This is a genomic window from Paenibacillus aurantiacus (assembly GCF_042431225.1).
GTDB classification, from domain to species: domain Bacteria; phylum Bacillota; class Bacilli; order Paenibacillales; family Paenibacillaceae; genus Paenibacillus_Z; species Paenibacillus_Z aurantiacus.
Window position 1 is genome coordinate 41,018 of record NZ_JBHMDO010000015.1, and the last position, 13,704, is coordinate 54,721.

Below are 13,704 nucleotides of genomic sequence, written 5' to 3' on the forward strand. Positions count from 1 at the left end.
TTTTCACTGCGCCACTTCTCGAATTCCTGCCCGGATTTCGGGTTTTCGGGAATTTTTTTTGCCCTTGTGGACAGTCTGTGGACGGGATGTGGAACGGTTGTGGACGGGATGTGGATGGCGTGTGGACGATTGTCGAATAAGAGGATGCGCACACAGCGCGGCCGAACATAGAGGCTGCATTTATCAACAGGTCGACACTAGATCTAGTGTTATCCAGCGGGGATCAGATGTGGAGCGATAACAGATGCGGGAATGGCAGCGGATGGTTCTTTTTAAGAAAATTTTCAGCTTCGCTTTAGGAAGGCTTCAGCTTGCCGCGGTATAGTGGGAAGCAATGGCATGATGCCGGAACGATGGAAAGGAGGACGCCCGCCAATGGCTCTCATGCGACGCGTCAGGATCACGCTTCACCTCATCCTCTCGCTGGTACTATTCGCCTCCGGCGCGGCAGCCCTGGCTTCCGCAGACCGCTGGTTCGCCGGTACGCAGCGAACGGCCGGCGCGCCCGGCGGTCCGGCGCTGCATGTTCGCGCTGCATCCGCCGCTTCAGAGTGGACGCCCGCTCCCGGCGATTTGAGTATGCGCGCATCCGAGGACGGTCCGGAACTCAGCTTCTTCGCTCGGCTTGGGCTGTTGATCGCGATCGACCTGGCGGCCGTTAGCGCCATGCTCGTCGCCATATCGCGCGTCCTGCGCGATATCCGGGCGCTGCGCGGCCTATCTGCTTCTCGCCGGGGCGAAGCCGGATAGCATCCCCCCATCCGTGAGGCGGTCATTGAATCGGCACCCGGAATAGCACCAGCCATACCCCCGCGCAGACAACGCTCAGCGCGTACGCCATCCTCGGGCGCTTGCTGTGCAGCGCCAGCATCGGGAACATTTCGCAATAGAAGAGAATCGACCACGGCATGTTCCAACCGTTCTCGTGCGAAATCCCCTTTAGCGTCAGGAACAGCCACTCCCATGCCACGTATACCGTGATCCATCCCAACATATAGCGCCCTTTCGCCGCCCATGTGCTTTCCCAAGGAAAGTGGGCCAAGTACAGCAGTGCCGTTAACGGAAGAAACAGCAGCGTGTACAGGAGCTCCGTGGCGTAACGGCTCCCTAACGGCTTGTGCAGCTCATACACCCATAGCGGATATTCCGCGCAGAAGTAACTGTAAGTCAAATCGCAGACGATTATGTACAGAATCGTGGCGTGATAGTGCCTCCATTTCGCGAATGCGGCTTGCCGCCAATTGATCGCGAGCAGCGCCGCGACGACGCCGATGTGAATCATTCCTCGGTTACCTCTTTCGTATTACATTATTTTCCACCATTATGGTCGCTTTCGCCTTCCCTCATACGATTATTTACCAATTATCTGTAAATTATTGCGAATGCTGCATGAGCACAGCATGGATAATCAAGCCTGGTTCTGGACTGGCGGATTATAGAGGCGTGAGGATGCTGGGGGAAGACGCATCCCCGGCAGCCGTTATTCCGAGTGCAGCGGCGGTCTTGGGCAAATTAGAGTCTGTTCGGAAGGCAAAAGCGAAGCGAAGTTGAGTGTTCGAGGAGTCTTGAAGAGCACTGTAATGAAGGGAAAAACATGTAGAGTAGTGCATGTAGCGTAGTGCATGTAGCGTAGTGCACGCAGAGTAGTACCAGAAGTAGTGCGCGGGCGAAGACCACCAGTCGTTAGACTGCAGATGAAGCCAAACTCTCCGGGCAAGCGCCCCGGCGCTTCGTCCGGGGTTGGCGCCGGTTCCTATCCAAGCCGCATTAACGCATCCGTCCAACGATCCACGGAGCGCGCGCGTTCGCTCGCTTGGCGCAAGGCACCCGTGCGCTCTGGTTTAAAGCCGGTTTCGTACGATGCGGCAGTCCGTTGGCGCAGGGAGGACTTGGAGCGGTGCAGCACCATTTTGACCGCGGGGACCGTGCAGCCGAGCCGCTGCGCGATATCCTGATAGGAATAACCGAGCACCTCGGCCAGCATGAGCATTTCGACCTCCCGCTCGGTCAGCGTTTCGGCCATCCACTCCATTATCCCCCGCATGGTCGCGTAGTTCGGATCGTGGCTTGGATGCTGCATCGCTTCATCTACCGGGACATGAACGCCGCGCCGTCTGCGGTGGGCGTCGATCGTCAGGTTGCGGGCGATTTTGTACAGCAGCGAACGCGGATGGCGGAACTCGCCGACTTTGCGGTAATGCTGGTACGCGCGCAGCATGACGTCCTGAAACAAATCCTCGGCCTCCCATGCATTCGCCGTCAAATAGCGGCAGTATGTCCGCAGATGCGTGAAATGCGGCGTTACGGCATCCTCGAATTCGGTCGTCCACGGCGCCATCGCTCTCCCCCTCCCGGTCGCAAGTTCGTCTGCTACCAGTGTACCAGCGCAATGTGAACAACCGATGTCCGTCCGGGCACGCTTCGAAAAGCCTCCCGCGTTAACCTATTCGGACGCAGAAGCGATCAGCCGCGCGTTCAGCCAAAGCAGCATGCTACCGAACACTTCGCCGCGACCGCGCTCGTTGTGCAGCTCGTGCTTAAAGCCCGGCCAGGCCATGAACTCGCATAGCTCGCCCGCGCGTTCGGCGAACTGCTGGCTGGCAGGCAGCGAAGTCACCTTGTCGTCCCCGCCGTGCATGAGCAGCATCGGCACGGTCAGCTCGGACGCGTGCTCAAGCGCCCAAAGCCCCGCCCGCTGCACGCCGAAGAAGAACGCCGCCGTAATGTTCCCGTGCCCGAGCGGATCTTCGATATAACGCCTCGCCATCTCCGGATCGGTCGTTAAGTTCTGCACGGCCAGCGGGCGCGCATTCGAGAAGCCCGGATACACCTTCTCTACGATCCGGCCGACGACGACCGATAGCTTCGGCGGCTGGAAGGCGAGCTTCAGCCACGGTCCCGTAATGATCGCTCCGGCCAGCGGCGGTTGTCGGCGCAGCAGATAGTTGATAGCCACGTTGCCGCCCATACTGTGTCCAAACAAAAAGCGCGGCAGCGCCGGATAGCGCTCGGCCGCCTGCTTGAGCAGCCAATCCACCCCTTCGAGCAGCGCCTCGTAGGCGGGGGTATGGCCGCGCTTGCCTTCCGTTCGCCCGTGTCCCCGCTGATCGAACGCGAGCACCGCCCACCCGTCAGCCGCGAGCATGCCTGCCACATGCTCATAACGCCCCGTATGCTCGCCCATACCGTGCACGAGAGCGACGACGCCTTTGACGGACGCACCCAGCTCAGGCGTCCACTCGCAGCCGTACATGCGGGTGCCGTCCGCCGCTCTCCAATCGAGCTCTTTGTGGATCATGCGTTTACCCCCTTTTTCCACACTTGGATGATCCTTCTCTCATTAGTATACCCGCCCGCCGTGGCTCTCGTCCAAGCGGGAATGGACAATGACGCAGGAGAAAAAAGAGACTGGCCCTTCGAACCCTGACAAACTGTTGTCAGGAATAGATGGCTATACTGAAATTAACCGAAAAAGAACTGTTTTAAATTACGCGGCTCCAAGGTATCATATGTGAAGGTCAAATATGGAAAACGCATCGGCCGACACACTTGGACCAATCCAAGCGAGAAAGGAAATAATAACCACATGAACACAAAACCTAAATCCCCCGGCATCGTCATCGCAGGCCTCCTCCTTGCCATCTTGATGGCATCGATGGACAACACGATCGTCGCGACCTCCATGGGCACGATCATCGGCGAGATGGGCGGCTTGGACAAATTCGTCTGGGTGACCTCGGCCTACATGGTCGCCGAGATGGCCGGCATGCCGATCTTCGGCAAGCTGTCCGATATGTACGGGCGCAAACGCTTCTTCGTCTTCGGCATCATCGTCTTCATGCTCGGCTCAATCCTGTGCGGCACCGCGGACTCGATCGTCGAGCTATCGCTCTATCGCGTCATTCAAGGCATCGGCGGAGGCGCTCTCGTCCCGATTACGTTCACGATCATGTTCGACGCCGTCCCTCCGCAAGACCGCGGCAAGCTTGGCGGCTTGTTCGGCGCCGTCTTCGGCATGTCGAGTATTTTTGGCCCGCTGCTGGGCGCGTACATTACCGATTACATCGGCTGGGAATGGATCTTCTATATCAACCTCCCGCTTGGCCTGCTCTCCTTCGCGATGATCGCGTTCTTCTATAAGGAATCGCACGAGCACAGCAAGCAGCCGATCGACTGGTCCGGCGCGTTCACGCTCATCTGTGCGATCGTCTGTCTCATCTTCGCGCTGGAACTCGGCGGCAAAGAATACGCATGGGGCTCCGGCCAAATCCTCGGCTTGTTCGCAGGCTTCGCGGTCTTCGGCGCCTTATTCCTATTCATCGAATCGCGCGCAGCAGAGCCGATCATCTCATTCAGCATGTTCCGCAACCGCCTGTACGCTTCGAGCAACCTGATCGCGATGCTGAGCGGCGCAGCGTTCATCACCGCTTCGGTATACATCCCGATCTTCATCCAGGGCGTGCTGGGCGGCAGCGCAACGAATTCCGGCCTCGTGCTCCTGCCGATGATGCTCGGGTCCGTCGTCACCGCCACGGGCGGCGGCTTCCTGCTCACCAAGCTGCCGTATCGCTCGATCATGATCCCGACGCTGCTTATTCTCGTCGTGGGCCTTGCCCTGCTGACGACGCTGTCGCCGGATTCATCCCGTGTCACCGTGACGGCCTATATGATATTGGTCGGTCTTGGCATCGGCGCGTCGTTCTCCGTGCTGAGCAACGCCGCCATCCACTCCTTCTCCGCCAAACAGCGGGGAGCCGCGAGCTCGACGCTCAACTTCCTGCGTTCGCTCGGCATGACGCTCGGGATTACGATCTTCGGCATTCTGCAGAGCCACGCACTGACGCGTAAGCTGACCGACTCCTTCGCCGGCAGCAACCAAACCGTGCCGGAAGGGCTCGACTTCAGCGATCCGCATGCGCTGTTGAACCCGGCCGTCCGCCAGAACATTCCGGGCGATGTGCTGGACAAAATCACGGATGGCCTTTCGTCCTCGATCACGTTCACGTTCGCGATTGGCATCATCCCGGCCGCGCTCGCCTTCGTCTGCGCGTGGATCATGAGCAAGGAACGCATGGATCCGGCGGCGGAAGAAGCCGAATATGCAGCTTCGCACTAACGCCTCACGATAGAGCAAGGCCCGGAAGCAGCAAGTCTGTTCCGGGCCTATTTGGCATGCATTAGGCTCCCCCGATACCGAGCTATCGCGACCTCTTCGGCGGGATTCGCCTCCGTTAATGAGCTGTGGATCGCTATCGCGCATGAATCCACACTGGTTTTTCGGAGGGACGTCTCCTCTCCGATAATGCGCTACAGATTACTATCGCGCTCCAATCCACCGAATGTGTACGCCTGCTGGCACGCTCACCGATGCGCGATCAGCCTCTCGCCATCCTACATCCGTACCTCCGAACGCCAAACAACCGGCTGCCGCTTCGGCCTGCCGGTTGTCCTCTTCCTCTTCCTTGCCATTATGCGATCACTTGCGCGTCAATCCCCGATCGGCATCATGTTGATCGAGACGATCTCCTCGCTGCGTTCGCCTGGTTTCCACTCGATGCGCAAATCCGGCACGGGCTCTGTCCAGATATCCCCGCCCGCGTCCAGGACTGCGCCTGCAGCAGATTCGGCCGCGGCGGCGTCCGCCGCTTCGGCTTCATGCAGCTCGTCGAACCAAGTCAACTCCGGTCCGCAATCCCGCACGAGAAAACGCCCCTGCCGCGCATCGCCCGCCCGGTACAGCTTCAAATACGCGCGGCCGTCCTCCACGGCCAGCACTTCAACGATGCCGGACGCATGATTCATCGACAAGCGTACCCGTTTGCCGAGCCCGCTCGTGAGCGCCTTCGCTTCCTCGACCAATTCATAAGCGCGGACCAGCGGCAGCGCATGCGTCTCGTGCACGCCGTTCGGATCCGCCATGGTCAAATAATACGGCGCCACGCCGGCCCAGACGAGCTTGTCGAGCAGCTCGCCCATCACAACGGCATCGTCGTTGATGCCGCGCATCAACAGCGTCCGGTTCACGACGATGACACCCGCTTGCTGCAGCGACTCCAAGCTCGTCTTGGCTTCCGCGGTCAATTCGCGAGGATGCGTAATATGCACCGTGACGTAGATCCGCCGCTCGGGCGTCGAATACGCGCGCAGCAGCTCCAGCAGCGCTTCGTTCTCGTATATTCGACGCGGCTGACGAACCGGAAGTTCCGTTGTCAACCGAATAATCTGCACGTGGCTGATCGCGCGAAGCCGGCCAAGCAGAATCGTCAGCTGCTGCAGAGAGAGACCGAAGCTGTCGAATCCGCTGAGCAGCACGTGGTTGATCTCCGGATGACTGGCGATGTACGCAAGTCCCGGCTCGAGATTGGCTGAGTCGGTCAGCCACTCCGGCGCGATGTTCAGCAGCGCGCTCGAACCATACGCATGCTGGCAGCCCGGCACGGTATCCCGCATGTCGTCGTGCGGCGGGATTGCCCCGGCGCGTCCGTCCAGCCGGTTCGCCGGCTCGTGCAGCAGACGAAGCGGATCATCCGGATCGTTCCAATCAATAAGGTTCGAATAATAATCCGCTTCCTCCGGAAAGCGGAGCAGAACATCGTCTATCCGCGGCTGGCCACCGGCAGGGGCAGTCGACGCCCGCATGACGGCTGGATTCATTGGGTCCTGGCTTGGCATGGCAGAAACCTCCTTCTCCTGTATTAGTTAATCGATAACGGATAAGGGCCTCTTCATGAAAAAAAGACCAGCGCATGCGCCCATAAGCCCCCGTGTAACGAGCGGCAAGCTTGCGGACTACAACCGGGTCTTCATGAAACAACAAAAAGACCCGTCAATTCGGGTCTCCTGAATGTGAGCGAAGTTGGTGCTGATCACGGGACCCATCTTCTGCTGACGAGGTTAGCTGACGGACTCGGGATAGATGGTTCCCTACGTTACCGGCGTAACGACTCGCCCCTGCCAACAGGCACATAGACCTGCAAGCGTTCCGGCCGCCGCATCCTCTCCTGCGCGAAGCAAGCGAAGCGCGTTCGGGGCCGAAATTGGTTCCCCCGCTTCCCGTTCCTTGGCGTCACGGGAATTAAGCGTACGATAAGTTTACCTCGATCTGTCTGAATTGTCAAACGAATAATCAAACTTCCACCTCTCCATAACCGCTCGTCGTCCCGGACGCACCGCCCGGTTCCCAATCCGCACCTCCATAAAAATAGACCGTCCTAATCTAAGCGGTCATAATCCAAGCGTCTGCTCCCATAAGTTAAATCAGGCACACTCGCTTTCATCGCTGGAAGCCGGGTGTGCTACGGCTATATGCAGGTCACCGCTCCGCTACTTACGCACATGCGCCAGACGGCGGAATAGCTTGACGCACATGGCCAGCCAGCAAGCGCTCACCCAATACCCGCCGAGCACGTCGGACGGATAATGCACGCCCAGGTAGATGCGGGAAATGCCGATGCAGCCGATCATGCAAACGCTGAACGCGATGAGTACGCCGCGCCACCGCTTCGACGGCATATGGCGCCATAGCAAATACGTCAGCAGCCCGTAGAACGTGAAGGCCGCCATCGAATGCCCGCTTGGGAAGCTGTAGCCCGTCTCCTCAATGATCCGATGAATGTCCGGCCGGGCGCGCTCGTAGAGCCGCTTGAGCCCTTCGTTCAGCAGCGTCGAGCCGAACATGCCGCCGATCAGCAAATATAATTCTTTCCGATGCTTCAGCACGACGAAGAGCATTGCCGCCGTCCCGAGCACAAGCGGAATGACGACTTTGCTCGAGCCGATCGTCGTCAACGTCTTGGCGAACGACGTCAGTCCCGGCGATTCCATACCTTGGATGAAATCGATGACCGCCAAGTCGAAACGCATCAATTTCTCACGCGATACGAGCATCGCCAAGCCTTCAAACCCCGCTGCCGCCAAAATCAAATACACCCACCACAGCATAATGATAAGAACCCCCAGGCCAATTTATGTATAAGGTCCGGTACGAGCCGGCACGTTTACAAATACTTATTATAGGCCAAGTGCATGCAGGAGTGAAATCCGTCCATAAATCCTCGCCACCCGGGCAGCCTAGCCGTGTCGGAGGCGCGACAAGCCGCATAGACTGATCATAATAAGGGAGGATGGCGATATGCAGGCGAGAAGCGACAGCAATGTCAATGGCATTGACGTGAGCAGGTATCAGGGCGACGTAAATTGGAGCCGGGTCAAAGCGGCTGGCAAGTTATTCGCCTTCATCAAAGCCTCGGAGGGCAACAGCTCGACCGACCCTCGTTTCGAACGCAACGTCACAGGCGCCAAGGCGGCGGACGTGAAGATCGGGTTTTATCACTACGCGCATCCGGAGCGCAACACCCCAGGCGCCGAAGCGGCGCACTTCGTCGGCACGATCAGCGGCTACGACGCCGATTTCCCCCACGTGCTCGACGTAGAGGGCGCGGCGTCCTCCATCGGCGCGGCGGCGCTCACCGACTGGGTCGACGCTTGGCTGGAGGACGTGCGCAAGCAGACCGGACATCCCGTCATGATCTACTCCGGCGCGAGCTTCGCGAGATCCTATCTCGGCAAGGAGCTGGCCGAATATCCGCTCTGGGTCGCCCACTACGGCGTGAACAAGCCGATGGACAATGGCACCTGGGGACGTTGGGCCGTCTTTCAATATTCGCAGAGCGGACAGACGGACGGCATAAGCGGCAATGTCGACTTGAACGTCATGGAACGCGCTTTTTTCGATCAATACACCGGTACGCACACTGAAGTAGAAGACGTCGATACGACGAAGCCAGATACGATCAAAATCGTCATCAACGACAAACTCGCCGGATACGGACGCACCATCGAGGGCCACGTATTCGCCCCGCTTCGCCAGATCGGAGCGGCGACAGGCAATCCGGTCAGTTGGGATAACGTCGAGAAGCAGCCGCAATTCGGCGCGACCGCCGTCGACAACTTCTCCGTGATCGATTCGACGACATACGTCCCCGTGCGCACGGCGGCGAACTTGCTCGGCGGAAACGCCTATTGGGACGGCGAGACGAAGAAGGTCTATATCTATTACCGCGGATAGCGAGCCGAACAAAAAGCCGCGCCCGCCTGGCAGCATGCTGCTCGGCGGGCGCGGCTTCTCATTGGGACGAAAGCTTACGCTTGTTTCTCAATTTGGGACAGGAATTCGGCCTCGAGCTTGTCGAGGTGCTTATCCATGCACTTGCAATAGTAATCCTTGCGGCACATCGGGCACGGGATATTCAGCAGACGGTTGGCCGCTTGCAGATTCCACTCCGGGTTTTTGCTAAGGAACAACCGATATTTCGACTTGTCATGAAGGGTCACAACGTACTGGTACAGTTTCGTTTTGTCATTGATATCCGACACTTGCATGTCCGTGATTTTCGGGTTGAATGCCATTGTTCAGACCGCCTATTTTCAAGATTTTTATGTAAAATAGCATAGCGTGTTACACCTCTTGTTGTCAATTTATTGTCCCCCTTCCTGCCGGGATTTAAACGTTGCCGGCATACAAAAAAAGCGGAGCCCTCACGAACGCCGCCTCTTATGTAGTATTTCCAATCCGCTTATTAGGGGAGTAAGCCGACGATCATGCCGTTGCCCGACCGGCTGACAACGACATTCGCGAATTTGGCCGTGCGCTCCACGTCCGCTCCCGTTCCTTCCGGTATGAAATAGTGTTCGATGCCATATTCGATCCGGAACCCCTCCCACTTGCCATTAAGCGCGACCTCGCCGTCTTGGAGCGCATCTCCCTCCAGGTACAGCCGGCTGAACCGATAGACGCCCCCAGCGTCCGGCGCGAGCACGACCTTGATCTTGGCGCCGTACCCGAGCTCCTCCAAGGTGGGGACCTCCTTCTGCGGCGGCGTCGATATCCCGTAATTCAGCTGCACGTAATCGCCCTGCAGCAGCGAGCGCGGGTCCAGCGGGGCCAGCTCCAGCTTGACCGTCACGCCGCTCGCCAGCGCTGTCTCGTTGACCGCGATCATGCCGCCCAGCAATGCGCCTTGGAGGAGCAGAATCGAGACGAAGACTTTGGCGCGCAAGCGCGGTACCGGCGTGACTGTCGCCATTGCCCCGCCGCCGAACCGACGATCGTAGAACGCCGTCAGCGCGATGGCTAATGCGCCGGCCAGCGCGAGGCTGAATGATTTATGCAATAGCTTCCAAGCAGTATCGTAATACTTGACGGCCAGGAAGACGGCCCAGGCGGCCGCGCCCCAGCGGTAGTAAAAGCGGGGCGCTCCGTGCGACTGCGCCAGCAGCAGTGCCGTCAACGCGCCGAAATAAATCAAGCTGGCAGCGATGAAACGCGCCATATGACCGGCTTCCTCCCACGTGAGCAGCAAGCCTAACGCGAGAAGCGCCAAGTAAGCGGAATAGCGCAGAGACCGCTTACGCTCCGCGTTCCGAACGAGCGGCCCAGCCGAAGCCCAAGCGAGTGCATTGACCGCGAACAAGGCGGCCAGTTCGTGCCATCCGTCTTGCAGCCATTCGGGCAGAGCCGCATCCAGCAGCCAGAAGGCGTACACGTTCGCCAGCGCATAGAAGAGCAGCGGCTTCGCGATTCCGCTCGTAAGCGCCCAAGCGATGAGCGACAGCGCGACATAGAGCAGCGCATAGACCGGCTTGCCGGCCCAAGCGGCCGTCACGAGACCGAGCAGGATCGCGATCAGCTTCACCGTGAAGCGGATTGGCGCCGGTATGCCCTTCATCGCGAATGCCGCGATCACCAGCAGCAGGAAGCTGACGACGGCCAGCGCTTCAGGCGTGGCATCCCCGGCCCACAGCACGGTCAGCCCGACGATGCAGGAGGCGCCGATCACGACGCCTACGCCGCTGACGACGGCCCACAGCACGCGCTGAATATCTAGCGCCGCCACCGTTCTGCGGCGCGTACGCGTCTGCTCGCGACCCGACGCCTGGGACGGATCGGCAACCTGCACCAGCTCGCGATCCGGCTGCTCTGCTTCTTCTATAGCGTCCGTTCCTTCCCCATCCAACCGGTTCAAGAACCGAATGAAGGACGCGCTCGCCGCGAGCAGCCCGATGACGAAGACAACGCCCAGCGCGAAGAACAGCACGTTCGGGTAATGAACGACCAGTTCGATATATTTCAGAATGAGGAAACAAGCTGCATGCAGGCCCGTCATGGCCAGCAGCTGCTTGCCATCTCTACGTCTGCCCAGCGCGTAACGGGCAACGACGGCAACCCAAACGGCAAATCCCGCATTCATGAGCAGCCCTGCCACATCGAAGCTCAAGGAGTTCGACAAATATACCAGCTGGAATCCCGTCATAAGAAAAGATAACGTACGCAGCAGTTTCTCCTCGCCGCGATATTTCGCCAGCAGCAGAAACAACGCGAGATTCGCCGCCGCGACGATCGCGCCGACAATGAAATCCAGCGTCGCATCCGGGCTTCGCCAGCTTGCCGCGTCGACGTACGCGTAGAACGCCATATGCAGCAGCCCGTACGCCAGCAGCTTAAACGGCCAATATCCGCCAAACCAAGCGAATAGCAACGCTGGCAAGCTCCATAGGAGAAACAACCCGTAGCTGTCCGCATGCGAGTTGTAGATACGCCCCAGAAGCGCGACGCTGACGCCGAACGCCACGCAGCCGGTCACCGCCGCGACCCGGCCGAGCCAAGCGGTGCGGGGACGACGCGAGAGCGCGAAAGACGCGCCGTACAGCACGGCGGTCAGCAGCACGCTGAGCGCGATTCGCGCGGCGCGGCCGAACGTCCCCCACCCCGAAGCGAAAAAATAAATCGTCGCGGCGGCGATCATCGCCGCCCCAAGCGCATAGCCTGTTCGAATAACATAGGTCTTCTGCATCGGAAGAACCTCCTGATGAAGTCGTCTCTTCGGTGTAACCGGGCAGCCCTTTCATGCTCGCACACAACCGGTGCGTGCCTGCCGATGCTTTAAAGTATAACGACGGAACGAGAGCCGAATAAGTACCATCTTCTTCTGGTACCTGCGCAACAGGTCCCGTAATCAGGTTAAGTATGGTATACCCTTATTCCAATTCATCCACGCTCGATGTCATTTCGGCTAAGACGGCAGCGCAAAGAAGACCCGCGTCGGAACCGCCGGTCTTGATTGGCCCGCTCGCGCGGGTATGTCCTGCGCGCGTACGCCGCGCTATTTGTGCTTGCGCCAGTCGAGCTTGCTGTTGTTCAGCAAATGTTCGAAATCGTTATCCAGCCGCTTCTGCTCGGCTTTGCGCGCTTCTTCGGCTTTAATCCGCGCTTCTTCCCGCTGCTGCGCCTCGGCCGCTTTCATCTGGTCGGACTGCGCCTTCAGCTTCTGCACGAGCTCGGGACGAAGCAGGTCCGCGAGCGTCGCCGGTTTGTCCTGAGCAGATGCTGCGACTGGGGCGGCGGGCTTTCTTTTTTTCGCCATATGATGATCACCTCGGGTTCGTTAACTCTCCCGTCATTATAGCACGAACTCTCCTCCCGCGGCCCGGCAAGACATCGCTGCGATTCGCGCCTAAGCCCAGGCGGGTAATAAAGCTCGTACGCGTCACAACGAAAGGAGAAGGATGCAATTGAAAACGGTCTATACCGCCCATGTCACTTCCCACGGGGGCCGCGAAGGCTTCGTGCGCTCCGATGACGGCCAATTGAACTTGAAGCTCGGCATGCCGCAGGAAGGCGCGCAGAACGGGACGAACCCGGAGCAGCTGTTCGCGGCCGGCTACAGCGCCTGCTTCCTCAGCGCGCTTAGCATGATCGCACGCGGCAAGGGCGTGGAAGCGGCGAACGCTCAAGTCACCGCCCATGTCGCGCTGAACAAGGACGAGCGCCATACATACAAGCTGTCGGTCGTGCTGGAGATCGCGATTCCCGGTACGGACGAACAGCAGGCTCGCGAGCTGGCGGAGGCGGCGCATCAGATGTGCCCATACTCCAACGCGATCCGCGGCAATATCGACGTCGAGCTTCGCATCTCGCAGGCGTCGGAGCAGCCGCAGCGCTGACCGGCGCAGGCGGTATTCGCGCGCCGCTCTGCATTATGTCAAGCCTCTGCTATCGGCCTCTCAGGCGGATCGCGGAGGCTTCTTCCTGTTCTCGCCCCCGCCGCCCGATAAGCGCTTATCGGGACGCGCTTCTTCTACCTCGGAACCTGCGCTGCCAGCCGTTCGAGCGTCCCGTCGAACGGGAACCTTCCTTCTTCGATGCGCCGCCGCAAGGAGGCGAGCTCCTCCTTCGCTCGTGTGATCAGCACTTCCGGATAACCGAAGGCGACCGAATTGAACGCGAACTCGTCTTCGTCGACGACCCGCCACTGTCCATCTGCGCCCAGGAGGTCCAGATCAAGATCGACGAACGACACTTCGCCTCCGCCGATTCGTGCCGGTTCGTTCACATTGCAATAATAATGCGCGATCCGCCCGTCCACCACGTCGGCGCTGACCGTGAACCAACAGTCGGTCGCGAAGAATTCCAGCGTCCACCGGTCGATCGTAAACACGGCGTTCTTCGTAAAATGCCGCAGCCGGCGCCCTGGCGCGCTAAGTACGAACAAATGCGTATCGCCGCGTTCGAGCACCCTTGTCTCCCACTCGTAGTGCGGACGCTCCCCGTATTTGAACGCGCGCACCGTCAACTTGCTCTCCATCCGCTTTTCGAACCTCCGTTATTCCCCGCTCGAGGCGGGAGTCTGTAAACCCGATCGTACG

13 protein-coding genes and 1 riboswitch are annotated in these 13,704 nt (G+C 59.4%); of the genes, 4 read left to right on the forward strand and 9 right to left on the reverse strand.

All coding sequences use genetic code 11. The features are described from left to right. Positions 1 to 375 precede the first annotated feature (375 nt). The gene (locus ACFFSY_RS07050; RefSeq protein WP_377491994.1) at positions 376 to 750 is read left to right on the forward strand and encodes a hypothetical protein; all 375 of its coding nucleotides are present in this window, start codon (positions 376 to 378) and stop codon (positions 748 to 750) included. 22 nt (positions 751 to 772) lie between these two features. Here ACFFSY_RS07050 and ACFFSY_RS07055 read toward each other — a convergent pair whose 3' ends face one another. The 3 genes from ACFFSY_RS07055 to ACFFSY_RS07065 all read right to left on the reverse strand — a co-directional run bounded on the left by ACFFSY_RS07055 (position 773) and on the right by ACFFSY_RS07065 (position 3,298). Continuing rightward, complete coding sequence (locus ACFFSY_RS07055; RefSeq protein ID WP_377491997.1) at positions 773 to 1,282, reverse strand: CBO0543 family protein; 510 nt, start codon at positions 1,280 to 1,282, stop codon at positions 773 to 775. A gap of 471 nt (positions 1,283 to 1,753) precedes the next feature. Continuing rightward, a complete protein-coding gene (locus ACFFSY_RS07060; RefSeq protein WP_377492000.1) occupies positions 1,754 to 2,338 on the reverse strand; it encodes an RNA polymerase sigma factor in 585 nt (194 codons plus the stop codon). A gap of 105 nt (positions 2,339 to 2,443) precedes the next feature. Then, a complete protein-coding gene (locus ACFFSY_RS07065) occupies positions 2,444 to 3,298 on the reverse strand; it encodes an alpha/beta hydrolase (RefSeq protein WP_377492003.1) in 855 nt (284 codons plus the stop codon). Positions 3,299 to 3,586: 288 nt separating this feature from the next. On the opposite strand from ACFFSY_RS07065, the gene ACFFSY_RS07070 reads away from it, so the two are divergent. Further along, a complete protein-coding gene (locus ACFFSY_RS07070) occupies positions 3,587 to 5,116 on the forward strand; it encodes an MDR family MFS transporter (RefSeq protein WP_377492006.1) in 1,530 nt (509 codons plus the stop codon). A gap of 371 nt (positions 5,117 to 5,487) precedes the next feature. On the opposite strand, the gene ACFFSY_RS07075 is transcribed toward ACFFSY_RS07070, so the two are convergent. Both ACFFSY_RS07075 and ACFFSY_RS07080 read right to left on the reverse strand, forming a co-directional pair. Continuing rightward, positions 5,488 to 6,672, reverse strand: a complete 1,185-nt coding sequence (locus ACFFSY_RS07075) for a KamA family radical SAM protein (protein ID WP_377492009.1) — start codon at positions 6,670 to 6,672, stop codon at positions 5,488 to 5,490. A gap of 198 nt (positions 6,673 to 6,870) precedes the next feature. Then, positions 6,871 to 7,092, reverse strand: a riboswitch (cyclic di-AMP (ydaO/yuaA leader). Positions 7,093 to 7,323: 231 nt separating this feature from the next. Continuing rightward, on the reverse strand, positions 7,324 to 7,941 hold the full coding sequence (locus ACFFSY_RS07080) for a phosphatase PAP2 family protein (protein WP_377492012.1): 618 nt from the start codon (positions 7,939 to 7,941) through the stop codon (positions 7,324 to 7,326). 190 nt (positions 7,942 to 8,131) lie between these two features. On the opposite strand from ACFFSY_RS07080, the gene ACFFSY_RS07085 reads away from it, so the two are divergent. Then, positions 8,132 to 9,067 (forward strand): GH25 family lysozyme, encoded by a 936-nt coding sequence (locus ACFFSY_RS07085; RefSeq protein WP_377492015.1) that lies wholly within the window; start codon positions 8,132 to 8,134, stop codon positions 9,065 to 9,067. Between the two features lie 74 nt (positions 9,068 to 9,141). On the opposite strand, the gene ACFFSY_RS07090 is transcribed toward ACFFSY_RS07085, so the two are convergent. The 3 genes from ACFFSY_RS07090 to ACFFSY_RS07100 all read right to left on the reverse strand — a co-directional run bounded on the left by ACFFSY_RS07090 (position 9,142) and on the right by ACFFSY_RS07100 (position 12,422). Beyond that, positions 9,142 to 9,408: a hypothetical protein gene (locus ACFFSY_RS07090; protein ID WP_377492018.1), complete on the reverse strand. Its 267-nt coding sequence runs from the start codon at positions 9,406 to 9,408 to the stop codon at positions 9,142 to 9,144. A gap of 170 nt (positions 9,409 to 9,578) precedes the next feature. Next, complete coding sequence (locus ACFFSY_RS07095; RefSeq protein WP_377492021.1) at positions 9,579 to 11,852, reverse strand: GDYXXLXY domain-containing protein; 2,274 nt, start codon at positions 11,850 to 11,852, stop codon at positions 9,579 to 9,581. 309 nt (positions 11,853 to 12,161) lie between these two features. Beyond that, entirely contained in the window at positions 12,162 to 12,422 is a 261-nt protein-coding gene (locus tag ACFFSY_RS07100) for a YqkE family protein (RefSeq protein WP_377492022.1), read from the reverse strand. Positions 12,423 to 12,570: 148 nt separating this feature from the next. Between ACFFSY_RS07100 and ACFFSY_RS07105 the strand changes: the two genes are divergently transcribed. Further along, positions 12,571 to 13,002 carry an organic hydroperoxide resistance protein gene (locus ACFFSY_RS07105; RefSeq protein WP_377492026.1) on the forward strand — a complete coding sequence of 144 codons (432 nt, stop codon included), beginning with the start codon at positions 12,571 to 12,573 and terminating at the stop codon, positions 13,000 to 13,002. A gap of 134 nt (positions 13,003 to 13,136) precedes the next feature. On the opposite strand, the gene ACFFSY_RS07110 is transcribed toward ACFFSY_RS07105, so the two are convergent. Continuing rightward, positions 13,137 to 13,643: a DUF402 domain-containing protein gene (locus tag ACFFSY_RS07110; protein WP_377492028.1), complete on the reverse strand. Its 507-nt coding sequence runs from the start codon at positions 13,641 to 13,643 to the stop codon at positions 13,137 to 13,139. Positions 13,644 to 13,704: the final 61 nt, after the last annotated feature.